This window comes from Streptomyces sp. NPDC058683 (assembly GCF_042716195.1).
Lineage (GTDB): Bacteria > Actinomycetota > Actinomycetes > Streptomycetales > Streptomycetaceae > Streptomyces.
The window spans coordinates 1-25976 of sequence record NZ_JBHXSK010000043.1; the positions used below are offsets into that span (position 1 = coordinate 1).

Consider the following 25976-nt stretch of genomic DNA (forward strand, 5'->3'; position numbering starts at 1 on the left):
TCGGGTCGGGTTGCTTACAGTCTGGGGCTTGAGGGTCCGGCGGTGTCGGTGGATACCGCGTGTTCGTCGTCGCTGGTGGCCATGCACATGGCGTCCCAGGCACTCCGCTCGGGCGAATGCTCGCTTGCGCTGGTGGGCGGCGTGACGGTGATGGCAGGTCCGTTCCTGCTGATGGAGTTCAGTCGGCAGCGTGGGCTGTCGCCCGACGGACGCTGTAAGTCGTACGCGGCCGGAGCGGACGGTACCGGATTCTCCGACGGCCTCGGACTTGTCGTCCTGGAGCGGTTGTCGGATGCGCGTCGCAACGGTCATCGGATTCTTGGTGTTGTCCGGGGCAGTGCGGTGAATCAGGACGGTGCGAGTAATGGTCTGACGGCGCCGAACGGTCCTTCGCAGGAGCGGGTGATTCGGCAGGCGCTCGCCAACGCCGGGTTGAGCCCTGCCGATGTCGATGCGGTGGAGGGTCATGGCACGGGCACGAAGCTGGGTGACCCGATCGAGGCTCAGGCGTTGTTGGCGACGTATGGGCAGGAGCGGGCTGAGAACGATCCGCTGCGGTTGGGGTCCATCAAGTCGAACATCGGGCATACGTCGGCGGCGGCTGGTGTCGCCGGTGTGATCAAGATGGTCATGGCGATGCGGCACGAGAAGTTGCCTGCCACGTTGAACGTTGATGCGCCGTCGCCGCATGTTGACTGGGAGGCCGGCCAGGTCAAGCTGCTGACGGAGGCGGAGGAGTGGCCTGCGGGTGAGCGGCCGCGACGTGCTGGAGTGTCCTCCTTCGGAGTCAGCGGCACGAACGCCCACCTCATTCTGGAAGAGGCTCCAGAAGGTCCTGCGGAGTCGGCCGCGGAAGTGAGCGTGCTAGGCCGGCCGGCTGCGGTGCTGCTGTCGGCCAAGGGTGAAATGGCGCTGCGGGAGCAGGCCGAACGGCTGCACACCCACCTCCAGGACCACCGCGACCTCGGTCTCCTCGATGTTGCTTTCTCGACGGCGATGACCCGGGCGCAACTGGATCGGCGCGCCGCGGTAGTGGCGTCCGACCGGGACGGGTTGCTGGCTGGACTTGCCGCTCTGGCCGGCGGTGAAATCGCGGCCGGGGTGCTGGAAGGGCGTGTGGGTGCGGGGCGTACGGCGTTCTTGTTCACGGGGCAGGGGGCGCAGCGGGCCCGGATGGGTGTGGAACTCGCCGGCGTCTATCCGGAGTTCGCGCGGGCGTTGGATGAAGTGTGTGCGGAGCTGGATCCGCGGTTGGGTCGTTCGCTGCGGGGTCTGCTGGCCGCCGAGGACGGCTCTGCGGATGCGAAGTTGTTGAATGCGACGGAGTTCACGCAGGCGGCGTTGTTCGCGGTCGAGGTGGCGCTGTTCAGGTTGGTGGAGTCTCTCGGGGTGCGTCCGGATTATCTGATCGGGCATTCGGTGGGTGAGCTGGTGGCTGCCCATGTGGCGGGAGTGCTGTCGCTGGCGGATGCCTGTGCCCTGGTGGTGGCGCGTGGCCGGTTGATGGGTGCGTTGCCTGCCGGTGGTGGGATGGCTGCGGTGCAGGCGACGGAGGAGGAGGTGGCCGGGGAGCTGGCCGGGTTCGAGGACCGGCTGGGGATCGCGGCCGTCAACGGTCCCCGCTCGGTCGTGGTCTCCGGGGATCTGGACGCGCTCGATGAGTGGTTGCCGCGGTGGCAGGGCCGTAAGACGAGCCGGCTGCGGGTGAGTCACGCCTTCCACTCGCATCGGATGGAGCCGATGCTGGCAGAGTTCCGTGCCATAGCCGAGGGACTGACGTTCAGCGCTCCCCGGATCCCGGTGGTGTCGAACGTAACCGGTGCTCTGGTGTCGGCGGAGCTGGCCGACCCCGGCTACTGGGTGGATCACGTCCGGCAGGCCGTGCGGTTCACGGACGGGGTTCGTACCCTCCAGGCCGAGGGTGTGACCCGGTTCCTGGAACTCGGTCCGGATGGCGTGCTGACGGCGTTGGCGCGTCAGTCGCTGGATGAGGACACCACGGCGCTGTTCGCGACCGCATTGCGCGCCCGTAAGCCGGAGGGGGAGACGCTCGCCGCGTTTCTCGCGCAGGCGCACACAGCCGGTGTGCCGGTGGATTGGTCGGCGTTCTACGCGGGCACGGGCGCCCGGCGCGTCCCCCTGCCGACCTACGCCTTCCAACGCGAGCGGTACTGGTTGACCCCCGGCGCCGGAGTCGGTGACGCGGCTGCTGCCGGACTTGGCAGGCTCGACCACCCACTGCTCGCTGCCGCTGTCCAGGTGGGGGAGCGGGACGAGTGGCTGTTCACCGGGCGCATGTCGCAGGACAGTGCGCCCTGGGTGCAGGACCACGTCGTGCTCGGCATGGTGATCGTGCCTGGCACCGCGCTGGTCGAACTGGCCGTCGCGGCCGGGCAGCACGCAGGCAGCCCAGTGCTCGAAGAGATCGTCATGGAGGCGCCGCTGATCTTTGAGGACAGCGCGGCGGTGCAGTTGCAGGTCACTGTTGGCGAGCCCGATGAGGACGGCCGCCGTGCGGTCGCGCTCTACTCCCGCCCGGAGAAGCGGGGTGAGGGCGAGCGGTCCGAGGCGGTGTGTCACGCGCGGGGCATGCTCGTGCCGGAGACGCAGCCGTTGGCCTCGGTGCTGCCGGTGGAGTGGCCGCCGCCGGGTGCCGAGCCGGTTGCTGCCGAGGCGTTGTACGCGCGTCTGGCGGACGCCGGATACGACTACGGGCCGGTGTTCCAGGGGCTGCGGGCGGCCTGGCGCGATGGTAAGCACATCTACGCCGAGGTCGCGCTTCCCGAGGAACACGCCGAGTCCGCCCGGGGCTTCGGTATCCACCCGGCACTCTTCGACGCCTCACTCCACGGCGGACTCGACTGGCTCGACAATGGGGAGGAGGGGTTCTCGGCAGGGCTGCCCTTCTCCTGGTCCGGCATTCGGCTCGGGAACGGCGGTGCCTCGCGGGTACGGGTGCGGATCGGATCCGCGGGCGAATCAGCGCTGCGGATCGACATCGCCGACGAGCAGGGCGAGCCGGTTGCGAGCGTAGGGAAGCTGGCCTTCCGCCCTGTCGACCAGGCGCAGCTCGCGAGTGTCCAGAGGCCGGGGAACAGTTCGTTGTTCACGGTGGACTGGACCACCCTCCCCACACCGCCCGCGACTCCCGTAAAGATCGCGGTGTTGGGTGAGGCGGGGCACGCCGATCTGGACGTGCTGGAGGGGGCGTTGGTCGATGGTGCCCCGGTGCCGGATCTGGTGCTGGCCGAGGTGGAAGGGGCGGCGGGTACTCCGTTGACCGTGGCCACAGGGATGCTGGGGCTGCTGCAGCGGTGGCTGGCGAGTGACCGGTTGGCTGATGCGCGGCTGGTGGTGGTGACGAGGAACGCGATCGCCGTCGGTGATGAGGTTCCTGATCTGGTGCTGGCGCCGGTGTGGGGTTTGGTGCGTAGTGCGCAGTCGGAGCATCCGGGCCGGATCACACTGGTCGACCTCGACGGTGACGGTGACGTGCCCGACTGGAGCGCGCTGGCTGCTCTCGACGAGCCTCAACTCGCTGTCCGTCAGGGCAGGTTCCTGGCGCCGAGGCTGTCCCGGGCGTCCTCGGCCCTGGTCGAGGCCCCGGTACTGGACCCCGGCGGCACGGTCCTGATCACCGGAGGCACCGGCGGACTGGGCGCGGTCTTCGCCCGGCATCTGGCCGAACACCACGGCGCCAGGCGGCTGCTGCTGGTGAGCCGGCGCGGCCCGGACGCCCCCGGAGCCACCGAGCTCGTACACCACCTGGCGGGGTTGGGTTGCGAGGCCCGTGCCGTGGCCTGTGACGTGTCCGACCGCGGCCAGTTGGCTGCCTTGATCGGCTCCCTCGCCCATCCGCTCACGGCTGTGGTTCATGCGGCCGGTGTCCTGGACGACGGTGTGATCACCTCCCTCACCCCCGCGCAGCTCGAACGCGTCATGCGGCCCAAGGTGGACGCGGCCCTGCACCTGCATGAGCTGACTGCGGACATGGACCTGTCGGCGTTCGTGCTGTTCTCCTCCGTCGCCGCTCTGATCGGCAGCCCTGGCCAGGGCAACTACGCGGCGGCCAATGCCGTGCTCGACGCGCTGGCCGCGCAGCGTCGTGCTGCCGGCCTGCCGGCGACCTCGCTGGCCTGGGGTCTGTGGGCGGACGCGACGGGGATGACCGGGGAGCTGGACGAGGCGGAGCTGGCGCGGTTGGAGCGGATGGGGGTCGGCGCGCTGCCGACCGCCCTCGGCCTGGAGCTGTTCGACGAAGCCCGGCGGCGCGACGCGGCCCTGCTCGTGCCGGTGCAGTTGGACCTCGCTGCCCTGCGCGCGCAGGCCCGATCGGGCCTGCTGCCGCCACTTCTGCGCGGCCTGGTCCGTGTGCCGGCACGACGTACGGACGGGACGGCCGGTGGTTCGCTCGCGCAGCGGCTGGCCGACGTCCCGCGGACGGGCTGGGAGCGGGTCGCGGTCGATCTCGTGCGCGGTCAGGTGGCGGCCGTACTCGGCCATGCCACACCCGAGGCGATCGAACCCGAACGCGCCTTCAAGGAGCTGGGCTTCGACTCGCTCGCCGCCGTGGACCTGCGGAACCGGCTTACCCAGGCAACCGGTGTACGGCTCCCGTCCACGCTCGTCTTCGACCATCCGTCGCCCGCCGCCGTCGCACGGTTCCTGCTGACGGAGGTCGGCGAGGCACCGGCCCGTGGCGCGGCGCACCAGAAGTCCGCGGTGGCCGCACCCGTCGATCCCGTGGCCGGCGGAACGCTCAGTGCGCTGTTGCGCCACGCCCACGCCGCGGGTTCGATCGTCGCGGCGGTACCGCTGCTGACCGAGGCGTCCAGGTTCCGGCCGTCCTTCGCGTCGGCCGCCGAACTCGGCGGCAGCGACGGGTACGTCGTACAACTCGCCCAGGCCAGTGGTGGCAGAGGGCTGCCGAAGCTCGTCTGTGTGCCGTCCTTCGTGGTCGGTTCCGGTCCGCACCAGTTCATGCGGTTCGCCGACCACTTCGACGGGGAACGGGACGTATACGTCTGTTCGCTGCCGGGATTCCGCGGCGACGAAGCCGCGCCGGGGTCCTGGAACGCCGCGATCGAGGTCCTCGCGGACGCGATCCGGCGGACCGTCGGCAACGACCCGTTCGTCCTGGTCGGGTACTCGATCGGCGGTGTCATCGCGCACTCCCTCGCCGCCCGGTTCGAGAACGAGGGCGTGACGCCTGCGGGCGTGGTCATGATCGACACACCCACGCCCGAGGGCGAGGAGGAGACCAACCGGGTCTTCTCCCTGGTGATGACGGAAATCCTTGAGCGCGATCACGAGGCCATCGCCATCGACGACGCCAACTGGCTCGCCATGGGCACCTACATGCGCCTCCTCGCCGAGCACGACGCAGCCCGGATCACCGCCCGCTCCCTCCTGATCCGCGCGGGCGAACCGCTCGGCCGGCGGAGTGAGAGCGGCGGAGCAGACGCGCGCGGCGGAGCAGACGTAAGCGGCGGAGCGGATGTAAGCGGCGAAGAAGATGCGAGCCGTGAAGGGGACGCGAGCCGTCAAGGGGACGCGAGCCGTCAAGGGGACGCGAGCCGTCAAGGGGACGCGAGCCGCGAACGAGAAGCGAGCCGCGAGGGAGATGTCGGCGCGGCCGACGGCTGGCCCGCTTGGGAGGTGGGCGACGACCAAGTGGTGATCGCCGCCGACCATTTCGAGCTGATCGAGTCCGCGGCATCCGCGACCGCGGACGCAACTGAGAGGTGGCTTGACGCATGAGTTCGACCGCGCCCCGGCGAGGACTGCAGATCGCCGTGGTCCTCACCGGCGTCTTCGTGTCGTCGCTGGATCTGTTCATCGTGAACATCGCGTTCCCGGACCTGGGCCGCTCGTTCCCGTCGGCGACCCTGAGCGATCTGTCGTGGGTGCTCAGCGCGTACGCGATCACCTTCGCGGCCCTGCTCATGCCGGCCGGCCGCTGGGCCGACCGCTCCGGACGCAAGAAGGCGTATCTGAGCGGCCTCGTGGTGTTCACGGTGGCGTCGGCCGCCTGCGCGGCCGCGCCCTCGCTGGGGCTGCTGGTCGCCGCGCGGGTTCTGCAGGCGATCGGCGGCGCCATGATGCTGCCGAGTTCGCTCGGTCTGATGCTGCCGCTCTTCCCACCGGAGCGGCGCGGTGCGGCGATCGGGCTGTGGTCGGCGATGGGCGGCGCGGCCGCGGCGGCGGGCCCGCCCATCGGCGGGCTGCTCGTGGAGGCCGACTGGCGCTGGGTGTTCCTCGTCAACCTCCCCATCGGCGTCGCCACGGTGTTCCTCGGCTGGTGGATGCTGCAGGAGATTCGGGAGGAGTCGCGTCAGGTTCCCGACGCGCTCGGCGCTCTGGTGCTCGCCGGGACCATCGCGGCGGTCGTCGCGGCGATCGTGCAGGGCGAGGACTGGGGGTGGGGCGGGGCCCGGGTGCTGGGCCTGTTCGCTCTGGGCCTGCTGGGTGCCTGGTACAGCCTGCGGCGTGCCTTCCGGCATCCCACGCCCGTCATCGAGCCGGCCATCCTGCGGCTGCGGGCCGTGGCCTTCGCCGACCTCGCGACGCTGCTGTTCTTCGCCGGGTTCGGAGCGATGATCCTCGGGTCGACGCTGTTCCTGACGGAGGTCTGGCACCATTCGGTGCTGCGGGCCGGCCTGGAGATCACACCCGGTCCGGTGATGGCCGCCGTCTTCGCCGTTCCCGGTGGCCTGCTCACGACCCGGTACGGGGCGCGTGTCGTCGGCCTGGCCGGCAGTGTGCTGTTCGCGGTCGGCGGCGTCTGGTGGGGGGTGGCGACCGGCGGCACCCCGGACTACGTCGCCGACTTCCTCCCGGCGGGCATCATCGCGGGGATCGGCTCCGGTCTGGTGCTGCCGAGTCTGTCCGGGGCGGCCACGCTGCCGCTGCCGCCCGAACGCTTCGCCACCGGCACCGCGATGCTCTCGATGTGCCGTCAGGTCGGGCTCGCGCTGGGTGTCGCCGCCGTCGCGGCCGTGCTCGGTGCCCGGCCGGACGTCTCCGCCTTCCACACCACGTGGCTGTTCATGGCGGCGTGCGGGCTCGCGGGCGGAGTCACGTTGCTGGCGATCGGCGCCGAACGGCGCCCGGTGGCGGCGTACACGCTCGCTGAGGCACGCGAATGAGAGGGCCCGAGGAACGTCCGCGGCCTGAACCGACCATATGGTGTTCGAGAAAAGGATGACAGAGATGGATGTGTCCAAGTCGAGTTCGGGCCAGGCCGGTCAGCCCGAGGCGGAGGGCTGCCCGGTCGACCACACCGCGCTCGCCGCGGCCTCCGCAACCTCCGGGGCTACCGGAGCCTCCGAGGCTTCCGGCGCCGAGCGTCCGGCCGAGCCGGCCGCCCCGCACCAGCGGGCCGCCATGCCGGCCACCGCGCTGCCGGGGCCGCGGATCCCCGCGCCGTTGCAGATCATCAAGTACTGGAAGCGCCCGGCCGATTACGTGGAGCGCTGCCAGGACCAGTACGGCGGCCGGTTCGCGCTGCGCATCCGCGTGCCGCCCAAACCGCTGTACGTGCTCTCGGACCCCGAGGACATCAAGCAGATGTTTCTGGCGCCCGCCGATGTCCTGCACACCGGCACCGGCTCCTCCACCATCGAGAAATTCACCGGCCAGTCGGGTCTCGCCTGGCTGGACGAGGACGAGCACAAGGTCCGGCGCAAGCTCCTCATGCCGAGCTTCCACGGCAAGGCGCTCCAGCGCGTCGGGACCTCGATCGACGAGATGGCCGTACGAGAGGTGGCGTTGTGGCCGCGCGGCCGCGACATGCCGCTGCACCCGCACATCCATCGCTTCACCCTGCATGTGATCCGTGAGGTGATCTTCGGGTCCAAGGTGCCGCGGCAGTGGGACGAGCTGATCGAGGTGCTGATCGGGATGATGCGGTTCAACAACCGTATCGGCTCGGCCATGATGATCCACAAGATGCCGCCCGCGGCGGTCAAGGTGCTCAGGGCCATACGGCCGCTGGGCTTCCACGACTTCCTCACGCTCCGGGAGCGAGCGGACGCACTGATCGCCGAGGCCGTCGACGAGCGCCGCGCCTCGGGCGATCCCGGCGACGACATGCTCGCGGTGATGCTCGGCATCACCCATGAGGACGGCTCGCCGCTGACGCACCGGGAACTGCGCGACGAGATGATGACCATCTTCCTTGCCGGCACCGAGACGACGGCCGCTGCCATCGCCTGGTCGTTCGAGTTCCTGAGCCGGGAGCCGGCGGCGCTGGAGAAGCTGGTCGCCGAGATCGACGCCGGCGAGGGCGACGAGTACCTGACGGCGACGGTCCACGAGGTGCTGCGGATGAAGCCGTCGATTCCGCAGATCATCCCCCGTACGGTCATGAAGCCGATCGAGATCGGCGGTGTGCGCTTCGAGCCCGGGATGCTCCTGTGGGCGAGCGCGTACCTGATGAACCGCGATCCGTCCCTCTACCCGGAGCCGCAGGCGTTTCGCCCCGAGCGGTTCCTGGGGACCAAGCCCGGTGTCTACACCTGGATCCCGTTCGGAGGCGGGCGGATCCGCTGCCTCGGAGACAAGATCGCGCTTCTGGAGATGAAGGCCGTACTCCGCGAGGTGCTGTCGCAGTGCGAACTGCACCGCCGGGATCCGCGTCCGGAGGGGACCCGAAGCCGCAGCGTCTCCGCGCTGCCGGAGCGGGGGGCGATGCTGGAACTACGGCCCCGGGTGCGGGAGGCGAGCCTGAGCGCCGGCTGAGTCCGGACGGCGAAAGGGCCGCGGGGATGCCTCACCATCCCCGCGGCCCGCTGTCTTTTCACGTCATGTCACGACCAAGGCTCTCGGCCACGACCAAGGCTCTCGGCCACGACCAAGGCTCTCGGCCACGGCCACGGCTCTCGGCCACGGCCCGGGCCCTCGACGGGAGCGGCCGGGCCGGGACCCGGTCAGGCCGGGATGTTGATCCCGGCTGCCGCGAACTGCGCGATCATCGCCTCACGCAACGCCAGGGTCGCGGTGAACGGGCGGACCATCACCACGAGTTCACTGACCGCGCCGGACTCGTCGACGTGGAAGAAGTTGCTTCCCTCGATCTTCTTGTCGCCGACGTGCGCGTGGAAGAGGAGAGAGTGGTCGACGCCGTCCTCGGAGACGATGTCACGCACGAAGACGACGTCTTCGAGCACCTGCCCCACCGCGCGCAGGATCGGGGCGACGGCTTCACGGCCCTCGAAGGCCTTGAACACGACAGGGCTGCGGAACACCACGTCGTCGGCGAGCAGCGCCACGGCTGCGTCCATGTCTGTGGTTTCGAGGGCGGCGCGGAACGGATGCACAGTCGGACCTCCTGCTGGACAGCAACGAGTGCGGATGACGCGCCCACCCGAGTGGACGCGCCTCACGCTATCCCCGCCCCCTGGCCGTCACCCGAGAGTCGTCCTAAAGCTGCCAGCAGCCATGCACATGTTCAGCGACAACGCTTCTCGCACCGCACGTTCCACCCGGCCGCACGGAAGAAGCCCGGCTTCTTCGGCGAGTACGAGAACACGGTCCGCGCGGGCCTTCGCCCGGTATCGCATGCACCCGCACCCCGCGGCGGTCGTTCGCCGGCCGTCCGCGAGGTAACGGCAACGAGCGCCTGCGGCGGCGCCCTGCGCCCCCGCTCGCAGGACCTCGATGGTGACGCCGGCCTGGTCAGCGTCCCTGAACAGTCGCGCCAGTTCTCCCGGCTGGTCCCCGACCACGACGGTCCCCGCCTCGAACTGCTCGGGCCGCACCCCGTGCTTGCCGGAGAACCGCCTGCTCCCCTGCTGCCCGGCCCGCAGCATGCTCTCCACGCTCTCCGCACCACAGCGCCGCTTGGCCTCGTCCGTCGTGGCGATGGACCGCAGTCCCGCGACCATCCGCTCCAGATCGGCCCCCACCTCATCGAGTAGGCCGGCCGTCGCGATCCGGGTGAGGTCGCGCACCCCACCCCGGACCCGCCGAGCTCACCGCCCGCTCCCCGGCGCCGCACAGCGCACCAACTCCAAGGTCGTTTGAGGTTCTCCGTGTCCGTGTCCGTGCCCGCCATCGGGTGGCCCCCGATGCAGCGCGAGGTGTCGCTGCCCAGGGCGATGGCGTCGTGCTGCGGCTCCGCCGTCACGCTCGCCACGTTCGGTGAAGTGCTGGACCAGCCGTCTCTGAACACCTCCGCGTGCAGGGGAAGTTGACGACCGGAGCCTGCCAATCCGCCCCGTACCACCCGTAGTACTTGAGAGCTACCCGGATGGCTCGCTCTGAGGAGGGACGCCGACTATGGGGTGGGATGCGTAGTTTCCATGGCGGAAGTACTTCAGACCTCCGGCATGGAAGGAACCCCCTCAGTCATGGCGTCCCGCCTCCGTCCGAGCCGTCCGAGCCGTCCGAGCCGTCCGCGCCGCGCCCTGCTCGCGGTGCTCGTAAGAGCCTCGGTCGCCTCGGTCGCCGTTCCGATCTCGGGCGCTGCCGGCCGGCGGACGCACCGGCGCCCGCCCCGACGGTGCAGGGACTGCCGCGCGCCGCGACAGACGCGGTGCTGGCCGAGTGGTACACGGCGACCCGCGCCGACGCGGAGGCCGCCGCGCGGGTGGCAGACGACCACGGCTACCGGACCCCGGCCCCCGTGAGCCTCGCGGCGACCACGCCGAATCGAGCCGAGGGCGCCGTGCCCGGACTGCGCTCTTTCGTGAGTTCCGTTCCGAACCCGACGGGGACAAAGGGCAGTTAGAGCTGGATGTTCGGTACGTCCGCGCCCCAGTCGCCGCCGCTGCGGCCCGCCCAGACAGCGGCCTCGGTGTGCAGCGCGGCGGCGTTGCCGTAACCGGTGCCCGAGCTGCCGTACGTGGCCGGCCGGAAACACCTTGGTGCCGAACTCCGGCGAGACCGGGGCCACAGCGACCATCTGCAGCGGGGGGTCGCTGTCGCTGAGGAACATCGCCCGCTTCGTCGCGGGCGACGACTTGTGCACACAGCCGACGGGGGACACGTCATGCGTGAACTGATCAGGCGGATCGATTCCGCCACTCCTGCGGACCGGGACCGGGCCGTCGACGCGTTACGGGCCATGGCCATTCTGGGGGTGGTCCTCGGCCACTGGATGGTGACCGCGCTGGTCGTGGACAGCGGCGTGGTGCACGGCGACAGCCCGCTCCACCACATGCCCGGGTTCACGCCCGTCTCCTGGGTGTTCCAGACGCTCGCCGTGTTCTTCCTGGTGGGCGGTCAAGTGGGCGCGCAGGGCTACACCGCCGCCCGGGCCAGGGGCACTACATACAGGCAGTGGCTCGGCGTCCGCATGATGCGGCTGTTCCGGCCGGCCGCCGTGCTGCTGGCCGTGTGGACGCTGGCTGTGCTGGTGATGCTCGCCGTCGGTGTGGACGGGGTGACCGTGTACACCCTGTGCAAGCGGGTGCTGTCGCCCTTGTGGTTCCTGGTCGTCTTCGCGGGCCTGACGGCCGCGACTCCGCTGGTGGCGAAGGTGCACCCGGTGTGGCCGCTCGCGATCGTACTGGCCGTCGACGTGAACCGGTTCGCCCTGCACGGCCCCGGTTGGATCAACGCGGCGAACGTCGCCGCCGGCTGGCTGGTCCCGTACTGCCTCGGCGCCGCCTGGGCCCGGGGCCGGCTCAAGAGCCGTGTGACGGGCTGGGCGCTGCTGCTCGGCGGCACCGCCGCCACCGCGGGACTGATCCTGTGGGGCGGCTACCCGGCGTCGATGGTCGGCGTGCCCGGCGAGCGGGTCTCCAACCTGGACCCGCCCACCCTCGCGGCGGTGGCCTTCGGGCTGGCCCAGTGCGGTGCCGCCCTGGTGCTGCTCGGCCCGATACGGCGGGTGCTCGCGCGGCCCGCCGTCTGGGCCGTAGTGGCGCTGGCGAACCTCTCCGCGATGACCATATTCCTGTGGCACCAGACGGCGATGATGACCGTCACGACCCTCGGACTGCTCGCCGGCGACCCCCTCCCCGGCCTGCACACCGTGCCCGACAGCCTCGGCTGGGTCTGGGCCAGGCTGGCGTGGCTGCCCGTGTTCGCCCTCGCCCTGATGCTGTGCTGGGCCGCGTTCCACACCTACGAGCACGGACGACGGCGGCAGCACCGCGGCGGAGCGGGCCGCGTGGTGCACCAACGGCGTCCCGAGCCGTCGGCGCCGGCCCCCCGTGTCTAGGGTGCCGCGGAACCCCCGCAGGACCTCCGGACAGGCGATGCCCGGCCTCGGGCACGACAGGTCATACGGTGCCTCTAGATTCTCTTGCGCAGAGACATCGAGGCCACTTCGTATCCATTACGGCGGTACAGGGCAATTGCCGCCTCGTTGTCCCCGACGACATTCAGGCCCAACGCCGTCTTGCCCTCGCTGGCGATGAGTTCCTCAGCGGCCGCAAGGATGGCGGATCCGTACCCGAGACGCCTGAATGGCCTGAAGACATTGATGTCGTACAACCACGCGGAGCTCGCGCTACCCGAAGCCTGGTTGGGATCCGGGCCGACCCATGCGTTCCCCACTGCCTCGCCGGCTTCGTTCTCCGCCATCAGGAGATGGTGACCGGGCGTGTCGAGCCCATCGGGCAGGAACCTGGCCGTACCGTGCTGGACCCGCTCTCGCGCGACTTCTTCCGGCAGGACCTTGCTGAGTACACGCACCGACTCAGCCTCGCGGTGCTCAGTCGCGGCACCATACTCCGCCGGAGTCATCTTCCGCAGGATCACCTGTTGCGCGATCATGCAGCCATCCTCGATCAGTTACTTGCAACAGCACCAGTCAGTTTCGGGGCGCCGGCCCGGCAAGGGTTAGTTGATGCGGCCTGGGTCGACGGCCTGAACGAGGTCCGTGATGCGGGTGGCCAAGCAACAGATCTTGCGGAGAAGTCGCCAGTGCTTGAGGCAGGACTTGAGGGGGGCGACGGCTTGCTCGACGAGCGCTCGGATCTTGGCGTCAGATCAATTGACGGCCCACTGCCCTGCCGGAAGTGTCTCCCACCGGCCGCGGTAGGGAACACGGACGTGCCTCCGGCACCCTGGTAACCCTTGTCGGTCCAGCAGTTGACGCTGGCCTCGGCAAGCGCGTCGACGATGCCGTGCGCGCGGGCCGCACGGACGTCATGGACGGCCCCGGGCAGGGCTGGAGGGACCCACGGCCAGGCGGCCGGCCGGATCTGCGATCACCTGCACGTTCATCCCGTGTCTCTTGTGCTTGCCCGAGTAGAAGGGCCGGTCGGCGGCGATCCGGTCGATCGGCAGCAACGTCCCGTCCAGCAGGACGAACGCCTTCACCGACGCCGTCCGGACTGCCTTGGCGAGTGTCAGGGCGAGGGCGGCCAGGACCTCAACCGCCTCGGTGACGTAGCGGTAGGCAGTAGTAGTTCCCACGCCGAACCAGGTGCCGAAGCAGGATGAAAACGCCCCTCGGCTACCAGCTTGGCGCATGCGAACCCCGACCTCATGGGCTCGTCGTCCTGACGGGTGCACTGCTGCGCCCGCAGTGCCGACCGCTGAGCTCGGCGTCGAGAGTCTCCTGAGCCACGCGCATGGCCTCGGCGTACGCGGGGTCCTGCAGCCGCTTCCACATGTCGTCCTCAGAGACGTCCTCAACGCAGCTGACCATCCACCAGATGTTGCCGAAGGGATCCTTGATTCGCCCTCCGCGTCGGCCGAAGGCGTCATCCGCCAAAGCGGTGACAACCTGGCCGCCGGCTGCGACGGCTTGTGAGAACGCTTCGTCCGCGTCGGCGACGAATACGCGCAGCAGGCTCGGCATGGTGGGCCAGTCCGCGTGCCGGTCGAAGGCCAGCACAACGGTGTCGCCGACTCGGATCTCACCGTGACCGATCAAGCCGTCCTCGGTCGGAACCCGCCCGAGTTCCTCGCCCCCGAAGGCCTCGGTGACGAAGTCGAGGAAAGCCCCCGTGTCGTCGGTGACGACCCAGGGCGCAACGGTCGTGTAGCCCTCCGGCGCGACGTTGGTCTGCTCGAGCATCGCGGTCCTTTCGCTGATGTTGGTGGCAAGCAGCGAATGTAGGCGTGAGTTAGGTCAGCTCCTGTCCTAGACAGCAGGGAGCTTGAGTCGCCACCAGTGTTGGAAAACGCTTATAGAGCCGGCCGGTTCGCTGCTGCACGATCTGGCTGAGAAGTGAGGTCCACCGTCCGGGCGCCGGCTCCCCGAGTGATCCGCAAGGCCTCCTGGGTCAAGACCGCTGTGACTCCCTGGCCCCTCGCCGCAGTGTCGACAACCACCTCCTCGACGCGGCCCCTCACCTCGGACGGCAGCGGCAACAGCACCAAAGCCAGGGTTTCGACGATCGCCTCGCAATCGACGGACTTGGCTGCCCAGGTGTCGTCAACCCGCGCGCAGCCGAGGATGAGGAAGGCTTCTCTTCACTCTCGGAAGCGCACTGATCTGCTGGAGACGCCTTGAACTCATCCCGGTTGAGATTCTTGCTCCGACACGAGTGGTGGCAGCGGTTCACGAGCTGCGTGCCAGGCAAGGGGGAGGGCGGCGACGCCTGTGCGAGCGGCGATCACCCCGCCCGCGATAGCGCAGGTGGTGTCGATGTCACCGCGCCCGGCGACCGTGAACCACAGGCCCTCGTGCAGGTCGTCGAGACGCCCTGCCGCGCACCACAGGGCGTAGGGGACGGTGTCAGGCCCGGACATCCTGTATCCGGAGCCCAGAACCTCCGCGGCGTGCCGGACCGAGGTGTGCTCCGGCATCCGGGCCGCGATCCGCACTCCAGACCGGACGTCGCTGTCGGGGAGTCGTTCGGCGACTGCCTGAAGGAAGTCCGGGCGTGCCGGGGCGGGCCCGCCCCGGCTGCGTGTTGCCAACGCTGCGGCAAGGGCGACCGCCACCGCCGCCGCGATCGCCTCCGGGTGGTGGTGTGAAACCGCGCTCTGGCAGGCGGCCTGCTCGGCGACGACGTCGAGGTCGGCGGCGTGCCAGGCGCCGAGCGGGGCGGCGCGCATGGCCGCGCCGTTGCCCCAGGAGCCCTGGCCGCCGAACTGTCCGGCGACCACCTCCCGCCAGGGCTCGCCCGCGCCGATCCGACGGAGCACGTCATGCATCGAGGCTCCGTAGCCGCGATGCGTGTCCTCGGCGTAGGCCTCGGCGAGGCGTAGGGCGAGGCGGTCCTGGTCCACGATGCCGCTCCCCTCGGCGAGTTCGCGGACGAGAACAAGCGCCTGGGCGGTGTCATCACTCCACCGCCACAGCGGCTCCGGGGGCAGCGTCCGCGCCTCCAAGGCTGCCGAACCGTCCCGGCGCAGGATGCCGAACCAGCGGTCACCGAAGGCGTCACCGAAGGCGAGCCCCTGCAACGAATCCAGCGCAGCCGCGGGAAGATTGATCATCGGAGCGGACCTGGCAGTCCCTGATCGCCCGCTGTTGTACCGGGCAGGTCACAAGGCTGGCGCGTGGAGCTGGAATCCACCGGTTCCGCCATCGGCAAATCCACGAAATGGCTCTCGACAAATCCACGAACAGACGCTCGACGACACCGACGAAGCGTTCCTTCCTCTTGGACGCGCACTCTCCTGCTGGCAGCGCTTGTTTTCATTCCGATAGGAGTTCCGAGAGGGCGCTAATTCTGTTTGGGCGCCTCGTCAGGAGCGCGAACCGAGCAGCGCGATCGATGCGCGAACCGCCGTTTCCGAGACATCGCTGATCCGCCCGCCGTCCTCGACCGTGGTGGCCGCCAGTTCGCGCAGCCCGCCGAGCAGCATGAGCGCGAGTTCACGCGGGACCGGGCCGATGCCGGCGGCGCGCATCGGCCCGGTGTCGCAGAGTGTCTGGATCATGCCGACGAAGGCTTGTGTCATGTCCTGTCGACAGGTCGGCACGCTGAGCGAGGGCACTTCGCGGATCCAGCTCAACGCGATGGCGGGCTGGGACTCGGCAAAGTCGATCCAGGCCTCGATCGCCTGGCGCACCTGGTCCTGCCACGGCGAGTTCGGGTCGACCGCGGCCGGGATCCGCCGGAGCATCTCGTCGTTCACGGCGGCGAGCAGCGCGACGAAGCACTCCTCCTTGCTCGCGAAGTGCTCGTAGAAGGTCCGGCGTGAGGTGCGCGCGTGGCGGACGATGTCGGCGACCGTGGTTTCCCGGTAACCGACCTCGACGATCGAGGCGGTCATGGCGTCGAGCAGTCGCCGGCGGAACCCGCTCGGATCATCGTCGGTGGGCGCAGTTCGCCGCACGCGGCTCTGGTCTCCCGTGGTCGTCACCGCGATCATGCCTCCCTCGGCTCGGTCCTTGCAGCAAATGGTACACCGGCGTACCGTGACACTGGTACGTTTGCGTACCACGCCGTCCGGTGTGGACCTGACAGAGGTGGAAGTGCGATGCAAGGCTACGTATTGACGCGCTACAAGCGCCCGATGGAGCTGCGGGAGGTTCCCAAGCCGGAGGCGGGCGACGGTGAGGTGCTTATCCGCGTGCGTGCCGCAGGGCTGAACCCGGTGGATTACAAGATCCGTGACGGGGCGGCGCGGCTGTTCTACCGATATGACCTGCCGGTGGTGGCGGGAAACGAGCTGGCCGGAGTGGTGGAGGCAGTCGGCACCGGGGTCACGCGGTTCGCGGTCGGGGATCGGGTGTTCTCGAGGGTGGATCATCACAAGATGGGCGCCTTCGCCGAATACGCCGTCGTCGCAGAGGACATGGTGGGGAGGATGCCCGAGTCGCTGGACTTCGACGAGGCGGCCGCGTTGCCGCTGGCCGGGCTGACCGCGCTGCAAGGCCTGCGCGACAAGTTGGCGGTCACCGCAGGCGATCGACTGTTCATCACCGGCGGCGCGGGCGGTGTCGGTACGCTCGCCATCCAACTCGCCGTCTGGATGGGGGTGACGGTGGCTACAACCGCGTCGCCCCGGGGCGAGAAGCTGGTGCGCTCGCTCGGTGCCGAGACGGTCATCGACTATCAGGCGCAGAAGTTCAGGGAAGTCCTGCGCGACTACGATGGCGCGTTCGACCTGGTGGGCGGCCAGGATCTGAGGGAGTGCTTCGATGTCCTCAAGCCGGGGGCCAAGACGGTCTCCATCGCGGGCGTTCCCGAGCCGAAGATGGTCCGCGAGGACGTCGGCCTCGGCTCGCTGTGGGCGGCCGGCGCCTGGGCGCTCAGCACCAAGATCCGTCGTCTGGCCCGGCGCAAGGGGACCAGCTACCAGCTGATGCTCATGCACCCCAGCGGCGACGACCTCGACTTGCTGGCTCACCTGACCGACGAGGGTCACCTCAAGCCGGTGATCGACCGTGTTCTCCCGTTCCAGCAGATCCCCGATGCACTCGCCCACGTCGAACAGGGTCGCGCCAAGGGAAAGGTCGTCGTTCGGCTCTAACCGGTCCCAGGCGGCGGACGGAACGGGAGGGAGGGTCTTTGCCTCGGATCCTGGACACGTCTTGTGCGGCTGGTGTCGGGTTAGTCGATGGCGTGTCGAGCGTGTTCGCGCTCGTCTGCCAGAACCGGACGGGCTGTCAGTGGCGCTGTTTGATTCATGATCTGGCCCCCTGGTCGGCGGCGTTCTAGTACTTCACGTTGTGGCGCCAGAACGGGCTCGACCAGCGGATCCAGGAACTCCTGCGCTGCCAGGCACGAGAGAAAGCCCGTCGATTGGTTGGCTGGGTGGACGCCCATGAAGTGAGCCGTGTGCGGGCGACGTTGGCGTCATACGCCCGTGGCGGATGTGTTCGCCTCGGTGTCGCGGAAGGACCAGCGGGCCAAGAGCGACTGCCACCTGCGTGGGCCCATGCTGGACTGCCGCCGTAAGTCCTCCAGGCCGTGGGTCGGTCGTCGCGGACCCGCAGTACTGCGGGGCGTTGGGCAAACGGGCGAACTGCCAGGTCTCGGTCAGCGTCCGCGCCGCGACCGACGACGCCTCCTGCCCGCTGGAGTGGCGGCTGTTCCTGCCCTAAGGGTGGGCGTCGGACACCGGCCGCCGGGCCATCCCGCGCCGGCGTGGGTACTCCGTTCTGTCCACGTCCGGCGCATATGACGTAAAGGGCCGATAGGGATGGGCGGGTGAACTCGTCAGGTTGTACCCCGGCACCGGTTGGAACGACTCCGAACCGCTCCGCCTCACCCACAGCTCAGGCAGGTCGCGTTCCGTCTCGCTCGTCTGAGCTCCGTCCGACCGGCGGGGTGGTGGTGATCGCCTTGCCCGGTCGCGCTGAACGCGGCCGCCTTCGTCTGCCGCCTCGGCAGGACAGCGGCACAAGGTCTGAGCTTCGTCGACCGACGTTCTCTTGTCAGGTCCAACGGCTTTGCGGCGACGGTTGGTTCCGGATACGGATGTGACGTTTCGCCCAGCTCATTGGCCTGTCGCAGCGCACCGTGACGACTCCATACTCCAGGACCTGACGAGAACCGACGGGTGAAGGAGCACGGTGAGCGCAGCGGCGGCAGCAGGGACCTGGAAGCTCGGGGACCTGGAGGTGAATCGCGTCGGCTACGGCGCGATGCGGCTGACGGGCAACGGGATGATGGGGAACTCCGACGGCACGCCGATCGACCGCGATGTCGCCGTCGGCCTGCTGCACAGCGCCTTCGAGCAGGGGGTGAACCATGTCGACACGGCCGCCTTCTACTTCTCGCCGCTGCGGTCCGCCAACGAGCTCATCAACCGCGCCCTCTCGTCCTGGCACGGCGACGTGGTCGTGGTGACCAAAGTGGGCCCGGCGCGCGATCCCTCCGGGGAGTGGCTCTACCGGGCCCGCCCCGACCAGCTGCGCGGCCAGGTCGAGGAGAACCTGCGCCAGCTCGGCCGGGACCATCTGGACGTGGTGAACCTGCGCGCCGGAGGCCCCCGCACGGCCTCGATCGCCGAGCACTTCGGCGCCCTCGCCGAGCTGCGCGAGGCCGGCCTGGTCCGGCACCTCGGGCTCTCCGCTGTCCTGCCCGAGCACGTGGCCGAGGCCCGGACGATCGCGCCCGTGGTCTGTGTGCAGAACTCCTACGGCCTGGACTGGCGCCGCGCTGACGAGAGCGGGCTGGTGGACCTGTGCGGGCAGCAGGGCATCGCCTTCGTCCCGTTCTTCGCGGTCTCCGGCCTGCGGCGCGAGGCAGCCGCGGTCCAGGAGCACGACGCGCGCGTGCGCTCCGTCGCCGACGCCCACCATGCGACGCCGGCCCAGGTACGGCTCGCCTGGACCCTCCACCGGGGTCCGCACGTGCTGGCCATTCCCGGCACCACGAACCCGGCACACCTCGCGGAGAACATCGCCGCCGGCTCCTTGCAACTGACCGAAGAGGAATTGGCCCTCCTCGACAAGCCGGACGAGGGCACCGTCTGAGCCTCCGCTCGCGATGCCCGGTGAACTTCCCCAGTTCGCCGAGAACCGGACCGAGTGGGGCGAGGAGTGTGGCCGACACCGTCTACGGCTGGCGATCACCTGCGGGTCACGCGCTCGACCTGATCAACCTCGCCGCTGAGCAGGCTCACACTCTGGGGGACTGTGGCCCGCAGTTCCCTCACCAAGGCGCGTACGACGGCGGATCCGGCCAGTTCGGAGGTGGTGACATAGCCGACCTGGCGTGTCGGGCGGTTGGGGCCGAGATCAGTGATGCGGATCGAGGTCGGTCCTCCGGCCAGGGAGAGCGCAGGCATGATCGCCATTCCATGACCTGCGCTCACCAAGGAGAGCACCGCTCCGTCGTCCTCGGCCTCGACGGTGGCCTTCGGGATCCAGTCCTGTGCGGCCCACCAGTCGCGGGTGTACGAGCCACAGTTTTCGGCCCAGTCGACCAGCGGCAGCGAGCGCGGTACGGCGTGACCGGGCGCGTGCACCAGGGCGTACGGCTCCTCGAAGAGTGCGCTCGCGACCAGTCCCGGTGGAAGCGGCGCGGAGCCGCCCAGCGTGGCGATGCCTATGTCGGCTTTCCCGTCGGCCACTTCGCCGACGGTGCCGCGCCCCACCTCGCGTACGATCCGCACCCGCGGCTCGATGGTGGGATGCCGGGCGCGCAGCCGCTGGAGCACGGGCGGCAGCAGGTGCAGGGCCGCGCTGCGGAAGGCCGCGATCCGTAGCGGTCCTTCCGCCGCGTCGGGCCGGGCCGCACCGCGTGCCTCAGCGGTCAGGACGTCCAGCAGGCGCAGGATGTGGCGGGCGTGCGCGACGGCCTTCTCCCCGGCAGGCGTGGGGCGGGCGCCGGTGCGGCCGCGTTCGAAGAGGACGGCACCGATCTTGCGCTCGCTGCCGCGAACCGAGTGGGAGACCGCGGACTGCGTCAGACCGAGTGTCTCGGCCGCGGCCGAGAAGCCGCCGGTGTCCGCGGTCGCCACCAGGACGCGCAGTTCGTGCGGGGCGAGATCGGATTCGGTCGTGCGGGCCACGGGGCGCTCACCTCAACGTATGAGAAGTGCTCATGGAACGGCGTGTCACATGAGCCGAACCGGCTGCCCACCAGGCGCATTCCCGCCCTACGGTCCGGTCATGAACGAGACCACGCTCACCGTGCACCAGACCGCCCGCCCCCACGGCTTCCCCACCGCCGAGCACTTCGCCTTCATCGAGTCCACGCTTCCCGAACCCGCAGCCGGCAGCGCGCTCGTGGAAAACCTCTACTGGTCCGTCGACCCCTACCACCGCGAGATGATGGACGACGTGCCCGGCGGCTTCGCGCTCGGCGCACCGCTGGAGGGGCGCACCATCGGGCGGGTCGTCGCCTCGCGCACGCCTCGGCTGGCCGAAGGCGAGATCGTGTTCCACCGGCGGGGCTGGCGCACGCACTCAGTGGTCACGCCCGAGGAGATCCGGCGGCTGCCCCGCTTCGACGGGGTGCCCCTGACCGCATACCTGAGCATCCTCGGCGGCACCGGTCTGACCGCCTATGTGGGCCTGACCCGGATCGCCCGGCTCCAGCAGGGCGAGGACCTGTTCGTGTCGGCCGCCGCGGGCGGGGTCGGCACCGCGACCGGGCGGTTCGCGCGGCTGCTCGGCGCCAAACGGCTCGTGGGCAGTGCAGGTTCGGCGGCGAAGGCCGGCCATCTCACGCGGAAGGTCGGCTATGACGCCGCCTTCGACTACCACGAGGGGCCCGCCGCCGAACTGCTCGGCAAGGCCGCGCCGGACGGCATCGACGTGTTCGTCGACAACGTCGGCGGCCGGCAACTGGCGGCGGCAGTAGGAGCGTTGCGCGAGTTCGGACGCATCGTCCGCATCGGCACGATCAGCCAGTACAACACCCCCGACGCGTCACCGCCACGCTTCAACTACGCGGACATCGTGGGAAAGAGCATCCGTATGGAGGGCTTCTTGGTCAGCAACTACCGTGACATGCAGGACGAGTTGTACGAGTTCGCGATACCGCATCTGCAGAGCGGCCGGCTCGCTCTGGACGAGACGGTCGTTGACGGGTTCGAGCACATCGTCGACGCGTTCCTGGGAATGCTGCACGGCCAGAACACCGGCAAGATCATCGTCCGAGACCGCACGCAAAGCCAGTCCGTGCACTGACACTAAAGCCGGCATTGCGGTGCGGCGCACTCTCTCGCGCTCTTCCTGCCCCGCCGGCAGACACCTTGATCATCAGGGGTCGTGTCACGCAGCCTCGGGATCCGCGCAGGCCGCCAAACCGGGATGATCACGGTCCATCGTCCAGCGCGCCTGTCGAGAATGCTTCCGTCCCGGGTGCTCACCGAACTTCCCCACCCGCTTGAGGACTTGATCAAGTGAGGATTCGTGTGAACGTCGTGGAGCCCTGCTGGGACGGTCGGAAATCGCGGCCGAACTCGGTCAGCTGTTCGTGGTCCTCGGCGGCGTCACTCCCAACCACCTGATCGAGGCGAGCAACTGCGCTGTTCACGGGCCAGTGGAGGGCCGCTCTTCAGCGGTGGAACGGCCCTGGCGAACCCGATGGCCCCGCTCCGCGTCGAAGATGTGAACACGGGGCTGGCGTCAGGAATCGAGAAGCCCGTGCGCGCCATGTTCCAGCAGGGAATCTGTCGTCGGCCACATTCCGGGGGAACGTCTTGAGCATGCAAGCGAAGCGCCTTCTCGGTCTGATTCTCGTGCTCTTCCTGGGGGCCTGCCTCCTTGCCGGGTGCGGTGGCGGTTCGCGAGCCGACGATGGCCGGACAAACAGTCAGTCGCCGCAGAAGCAGGAGGAGCGCGCCCGTCAAGTCGCCGCTGCCTGGCGGGGGTCCGCGTCTGCCGCTGCATGGAGTCAGGGGTACTACCCCATGGCCGACGCGGTACAGGTGCCGGATTCCGGTTGGCACAGTCAGGCGGACGAGCGGGCTTACGAGACCAGGAACTTCGTGCTGCAGGGCAGTTTGCCCGCCGCGACCTCCGAGCAGGGGAAGGTCGAATGGACGAGTGGGAGGGCTCTGGCCCGCCCGCTGCTGGGGGCGAAGAAGGCATACCAGTCGTTCGCCCTCAACCGCAGTAAGGGCCCCCGGCTGACCGTGACGGGGGCGAAGCTCGGCAGAACGACCATCACCACGAGCCGGGGAACAGCCACCGTTCCCGCTTGGCTGTTCACGCTGGAGGGCTACGACACGCCGCTCAAGCGTGTCGCCGTCACTCCGTCAAAGCTTCCCCAGTCTCCGATCGCACAGGCTCGGCAAGGGTCTGCAGGCGGCCTCAGGAGTGTCCCCGGGTTTGCCGGAACAGCAACGGACGGGCGATCCATCACTGTGAAGGCCACTCACGGAGCGTGCGACGACGGCCCCGTCGTCAAAGCACTGGAAACGGACGAGAATGTCGTACTCTACGCCTCCGTCACGGGAGCACGGAGCGGTCCCTGCAGCGCCGATCTGATCGAACAGAACGTCAAAGCAGAGCTGCGGAAACCGCTCGAGGACCGCATTCTCCTCGACGCCTTCACCGGCCGTCCAGTGCCATACGGAGAGCCTGGCGGGCTGTCGCCGAGCTGCGTCACGTGTCGCTGACCTGCGTAAAGCGTGGCCACGTATGGCTCGTCGGAGCCGTCGGAGCCGTCGGAGCCGTCGGCCCGGGAATGGTCCGGATCTTGTCCTCAGCGAGACGGGCCTGGTCATCTGCCGACGCCACGCCCCTCGGCTCGTGGACCGCTCCAAGCGGATGTGTTGGCCCGCCCAGCGCTACGGCGAGGTGGGCAGGTTCGGGGATCGGAGCACGAGCAGGGTGATCTCGCTGGGGGCGAAGATGCGGAACGGCGGGCCCCAGAAGCCGGTGCCGCGGCTGGTGTAGAGGAGGGTGCGGGTGCCGTGCTGGCTGAGGCCGGCGAGGGCGGGCTGGTCGATGCGGACCAGGTGGTGGAAGGGCCAGATCTGGCCGCCGTGGGTGTGGCCGGAGAGCTGGAGGTCGATGCCGTCGGCTGCCGCCCGGTCGACGAACTTGGGCTGGTGTGCCAGGAGCAGGACGGGCAGGTCGGGGTCGGCGCCGTGCAGGGCTCCTGCGAGGTGGGCGCGGTGGCCTGCCAGGCCGGAGGACTCGGCGGTGACGTCGTCCACGCCGGCGACCACGAGGGTGTCGCCTCCGCGTTCGAGCAGCAGGTGGCTGTTGCGCAGTGGCTCCCAGCCCAGTTCGTCCATGAGGTCGACCCAGCCCTGGGCCTCGCTGTAGTACTCGTGGTTGCCGGTGACGTAGACCCGGGCCCGGGTGGCCCGCACGGTACCGAGCGGGACGGCCTGGGCGCGGCGGCGTTCGGCGGTGCCGTCCGCGATGTCGCCGGTGTGGCAGACCAGGTCGGCTTCCAGGGTGTTCACCGTCTCGCAGACCCGTGTCGACCAGCGAGCGCGATCGAGGGGGCCGTAGTGGGTGTCGGTGATGAGGACGACGCGGAGGCCGTCCAGCCCGGCACCCAGCCGCGGGAGTTGCACGTCGAGTCGGCGCACGCGCGGCACACGGCGGGCTTCGGCGTATCCCCAGGCGAGCAGCACGGCGGCTACGCCGAGGACGGCCCACGTGACGATTCGGGCCCGGTCCTGGCTCTGGCCGACGCCGGCCACGGTCAGGGCGAGCCGCAGGAGGACGCCGAGCAGAACGGACCAGGTGAACAGGACCCAGCTGGTGCCCAGCAGGGTGTCTCCGACGATCGCCGCCCGGTCCTGCTGGCGCCGGCCGTGGCCGCGCATCATCGCGAGCGGCATACCGAGGAGGCCGAGGGCGAACAGGGCGGTGCCGGCCAGTGTGACGGGCAGCGGCCAGTGCTGGCCGGTGTACAGGAGCACCCAGCAGGGCACGACCCACAGCAGGACGGGGGCGATCAGGGGGATGTACCGCATTAGGCGGAGCAGTCGGCTCCGCTGCGGAGCTCGCACTTCGCTGTCGGCGGATCGGGTGTCGCTGGTGTCGGTCACGCTTCCCCTCTCTGACCAGGCTGCCGTGTCGTGCACTGTATCCGGTCGTCCTCGGGCCGACCGGACGGGCGTTCATGGGTGGTACGGCCCCGTGGGGCGAAGGGTTCTCTGCGGGAGGGCAAGACTCCGCCGTAGACACCTCGACTGGTATGAGCCGTTAACAGGGCGCTCTCCGCGGAGCGCTGTTCATACAGGCTGGGAGCGGCCGTTTGACGCCTTCTCTTGATCGTGGACACCTGGAGACCTGGGACACAATGCCGTTGCTTGAGAGGCACCTTTTGGTCCGTGGTCGGCCCGGGACGGACTCACTCGGAGTCCACGCAGTGGCACAGAGCTCCAGTGCCGCATCAGGCAACGTTCGTCCTGTTGTCGGCGGGCGGTTCCAGCTTGCGCTGAGTGGCGCGGTTACTCGGCGTCGAGTTGGTGGTCGGCCCAGATGTAGCTTTCGGGGAGCAAGTCGGTGATGAGGACGGTTCGGATGCGGTTGTCTTCGCCGACGATGACCTTGAGGGCGGGGAAGTAGTCGAGAAGGACCTGCCGGCAGCGGCCGCACGGGGGGACAACCCCTCGGTCGCGGTCGCCCACGGCGACGATCGTGTCCAGGTCGTAGGTGCCCTGGGCGGCTGCCGCGCCGATGAGGACCAGTTCGGCGCAGGGGCCTCCGGTGAAGTGGTAGGCGTTCACCGCGGTGACGATCCGGCCGTCCCGGGCGCGGGCCGCGGCCGCCATGGTGTGGTTGTCGCCCCGACAGCGAGTGCGGGCGACATGCGCTGCGGCCTCGATGAGTTCGTGGTCGATGGGGAGGGTCTGCGTGGTCATCTTCTCTGCCTTCAACAGGTGTCAGGCGACGTTGGCCCGTGTGACGAGGGTGTGCAAGCGAATATCGGCGGTGTGCTTGTTCCGCCGGACATCCGGTGCGGCGGTGAGACAGTGGTGCGGGCAGCCGATCATGCGGTTGAAGAGGCTTCGCTGGGCTGGGGTGTGCCGGTCACCGGCCTGTCCATGACGGTCGTAGTGGGCCCGGGCGCCGGGTGAAGCGGTCAGAGCAAGTACGGTGCGCGACCCCTGCAGCGGCGCTATGTGCGCCGCTTCGCTGGTTGACCTCGACCTGCGGCGTGGACGAACCAGCCGAGCGCGGCTCCGGCGGCGTACCAGAACAGGTCGGGCGTGTGGAATGTGGAGCCCAGAACGAGGCGGGCGACGACGCTCCGCCGGGACAGCTCCGCGGGCACCGTGCTGAGCTGGAGGAACTCGACCGCCCAGCTGATCCCCAGCGCGACTCCGGCAGCCGTCAGGGGCTTCGCCCGGGGCGTGACCAGGACGACAAGGGCGTAGATGAGGGTGGTGTAGAGCGCGTCCCCGGCGTACTTGGCGATGTCTCCTTCCATCCCGGCCCTGGCCCCAAGCCCCGCGGCAACTGTCAGCCCGGCCGCCCCGCCCGCCATAAGGCGGGTGCGCACCGGGCCGCCGCCGGTCACCGGTGGATCTGTCATGCGGACACCCTCTCACCCGGCCGCGTCGGGGCTCAGCCGCTCTCGTCGTGCTCTCGCGAGCGGCGGCGCTTGGGCCGGGGATGGATACGGCGGCGAGCCATGTACGTGGGGTCGCGCTCGGCGTGGACTGGAAACGGTTCGCCCTGCAGGACACCGGGCGAGAGGGCGACGGCATTCCCGGCCCCCGCCCGGCCGCGGCAACATCGC

At 69.5% G+C, this 25976-nt stretch carries 19 protein-coding genes and 2 pseudogenes; 9 read left to right on the forward strand and 12 right to left on the reverse strand.

Annotation, left to right across the window (positions count from 1 at the left end; genetic code table 11):
• From ACFWXC_RS37540 to ACFWXC_RS37550, 3 genes are all read left to right on the forward strand, one after another.
• Window positions 1–5760, forward strand: a 5760-nt coding sequence (locus tag ACFWXC_RS37540; protein WP_384485971.1) for an SDR family NAD(P)-dependent oxidoreductase, incomplete at its 5' end; no start/stop codon positions are given.
• Window positions 5757–7148, forward strand: coding sequence for an MFS transporter (locus ACFWXC_RS37545; protein ID WP_384485973.1), 1392 nt, complete (start codon window positions 5757–5759; stop codon window positions 7146–7148). The genes ACFWXC_RS37540 and ACFWXC_RS37545, both read left to right, overlap by 4 nt.
• A gap of 55 nt (window positions 7149–7203) precedes the next feature.
• On the forward strand, window positions 7204–8742 hold the full coding sequence (locus tag ACFWXC_RS37550) for a cytochrome P450 (RefSeq protein ID WP_384485975.1): 1539 nt from the start codon (window positions 7204–7206) through the stop codon (window positions 8740–8742).
• Window positions 8743–8930: 188 nt separating this feature from the next.
• Here the strand turns inward: ACFWXC_RS37550 and ACFWXC_RS37555 are convergent, their stop codons facing one another.
• Together ACFWXC_RS37555 and ACFWXC_RS37560 are read right to left on the reverse strand one after the other, a co-directional pair.
• Complete coding sequence (locus ACFWXC_RS37555) at window positions 8931–9320, reverse strand: nuclear transport factor 2 family protein (RefSeq protein ID WP_384485977.1); 390 nt, start codon at window positions 9318–9320, stop codon at window positions 8931–8933.
• 87 nt (window positions 9321–9407) lie between these two features.
• Complete coding sequence (locus tag ACFWXC_RS37560) at window positions 9408–9953, reverse strand: hypothetical protein (RefSeq protein WP_384485979.1); 546 nt, start codon at window positions 9951–9953, stop codon at window positions 9408–9410.
• 1040 nt (window positions 9954–10993) lie between these two features.
• Between ACFWXC_RS37560 and ACFWXC_RS37565 the strand changes: the two genes are divergently transcribed.
• Window positions 10994–12169 (forward strand): acyltransferase, encoded by a 1176-nt coding sequence (locus tag ACFWXC_RS37565; RefSeq protein ID WP_384485981.1) that lies wholly within the window; start codon window positions 10994–10996, stop codon window positions 12167–12169.
• 74 nt (window positions 12170–12243) lie between these two features.
• Here the strand turns inward: ACFWXC_RS37565 and ACFWXC_RS37570 are convergent, their stop codons facing one another.
• The 6 genes and pseudogenes from ACFWXC_RS37570 to ACFWXC_RS37595 form a co-directional block, all read right to left on the reverse strand.
• A complete protein-coding gene (locus ACFWXC_RS37570; RefSeq protein WP_384485983.1) occupies window positions 12244–12726 on the reverse strand; it encodes a GNAT family N-acetyltransferase in 483 nt (160 codons plus the stop codon).
• 66 nt (window positions 12727–12792) lie between these two features.
• A pseudogene (locus ACFWXC_RS37575) lies at window positions 12793–13377 on the reverse strand (transposase family protein); the annotation flags it as partial.
• Window positions 13378–13441: 64 nt separating this feature from the next.
• A complete protein-coding gene (locus ACFWXC_RS37580; protein WP_384485985.1) occupies window positions 13442–13978 on the reverse strand; it encodes a VOC family protein in 537 nt (178 codons plus the stop codon).
• A 110-nt stretch (window positions 13979–14088) separates the two neighbouring features.
• Complete coding sequence (locus tag ACFWXC_RS37585; RefSeq protein WP_384486129.1) at window positions 14089–14361, reverse strand: GNAT family N-acetyltransferase; 273 nt, start codon at window positions 14359–14361, stop codon at window positions 14089–14091.
• 57 nt (window positions 14362–14418) lie between these two features.
• A complete protein-coding gene (locus ACFWXC_RS37590) occupies window positions 14419–15348 on the reverse strand; it encodes an ADP-ribosylglycohydrolase family protein (RefSeq protein WP_384485987.1) in 930 nt (309 codons plus the stop codon).
• Between the two features lie 252 nt (window positions 15349–15600).
• Entirely contained in the window at window positions 15601–16230 is a 630-nt protein-coding gene (locus ACFWXC_RS37595) for a TetR/AcrR family transcriptional regulator (RefSeq protein ID WP_384485989.1), read from the reverse strand.
• A gap of 108 nt (window positions 16231–16338) precedes the next feature.
• Between ACFWXC_RS37595 and ACFWXC_RS37600 the strand changes: the two genes are divergently transcribed.
• The 3 genes and pseudogenes from ACFWXC_RS37600 (at window position 16339) to ACFWXC_RS37610 (ending at window position 19285) form a co-directional block, all read left to right on the forward strand.
• Entirely contained in the window at window positions 16339–17334 is a 996-nt protein-coding gene (locus ACFWXC_RS37600) for an NADP-dependent oxidoreductase (protein WP_384485991.1), read from the forward strand.
• A 284-nt stretch (window positions 17335–17618) separates the two neighbouring features.
• Window positions 17619–17905, forward strand: a pseudogene (locus tag ACFWXC_RS37605) (transposase); the annotation flags it as partial.
• Window positions 17906–18379: 474 nt separating this feature from the next.
• Window positions 18380–19285, forward strand: coding sequence for an oxidoreductase (locus ACFWXC_RS37610; RefSeq protein ID WP_384485993.1), 906 nt, complete (start codon window positions 18380–18382; stop codon window positions 19283–19285).
• A gap of 95 nt (window positions 19286–19380) precedes the next feature.
• On the opposite strand, the gene ACFWXC_RS37615 is transcribed toward ACFWXC_RS37610, so the two are convergent.
• Window positions 19381–20325 carry a LysR family transcriptional regulator gene (locus ACFWXC_RS37615; RefSeq protein ID WP_384485995.1) on the reverse strand — a complete coding sequence of 315 codons (945 nt, stop codon included), beginning with the start codon at window positions 20323–20325 and terminating at the stop codon, window positions 19381–19383.
• A 100-nt stretch (window positions 20326–20425) separates the two neighbouring features.
• Here ACFWXC_RS37615 and ACFWXC_RS37620 point away from each other — a divergent pair, with 100 nt between their 5' ends.
• Window positions 20426–21448, forward strand: a complete 1023-nt coding sequence (locus ACFWXC_RS37620) for an NADP-dependent oxidoreductase (protein WP_384485997.1) — start codon at window positions 20426–20428, stop codon at window positions 21446–21448.
• Window positions 21449–22173: 725 nt separating this feature from the next.
• Window positions 22174–22884 carry a hypothetical protein gene (locus ACFWXC_RS37625; protein WP_384485999.1) on the forward strand — a complete coding sequence of 237 codons (711 nt, stop codon included), beginning with the start codon at window positions 22174–22176 and terminating at the stop codon, window positions 22882–22884.
• 171 nt (window positions 22885–23055) lie between these two features.
• On the opposite strand, the gene ACFWXC_RS37630 is transcribed toward ACFWXC_RS37625, so the two are convergent.
• The 3 genes from ACFWXC_RS37630 to ACFWXC_RS37640 all read right to left on the reverse strand — a co-directional run bounded on the left by ACFWXC_RS37630 (window position 23056) and on the right by ACFWXC_RS37640 (window position 25769).
• Window positions 23056–24276: a metallophosphoesterase gene (locus ACFWXC_RS37630; protein WP_384486001.1), complete on the reverse strand. Its 1221-nt coding sequence runs from the start codon at window positions 24274–24276 to the stop codon at window positions 23056–23058.
• Between the two features lie 405 nt (window positions 24277–24681).
• Window positions 24682–25095 carry a cytidine deaminase gene (locus ACFWXC_RS37635; RefSeq protein ID WP_384486003.1) on the reverse strand — a complete coding sequence of 138 codons (414 nt, stop codon included), beginning with the start codon at window positions 25093–25095 and terminating at the stop codon, window positions 24682–24684.
• Window positions 25096–25352: 257 nt separating this feature from the next.
• A complete protein-coding gene (locus ACFWXC_RS37640; RefSeq protein ID WP_384486005.1) occupies window positions 25353–25769 on the reverse strand; it encodes a DUF2809 domain-containing protein in 417 nt (138 codons plus the stop codon).
• Window positions 25770–25976: the final 207 nt, after the last annotated feature.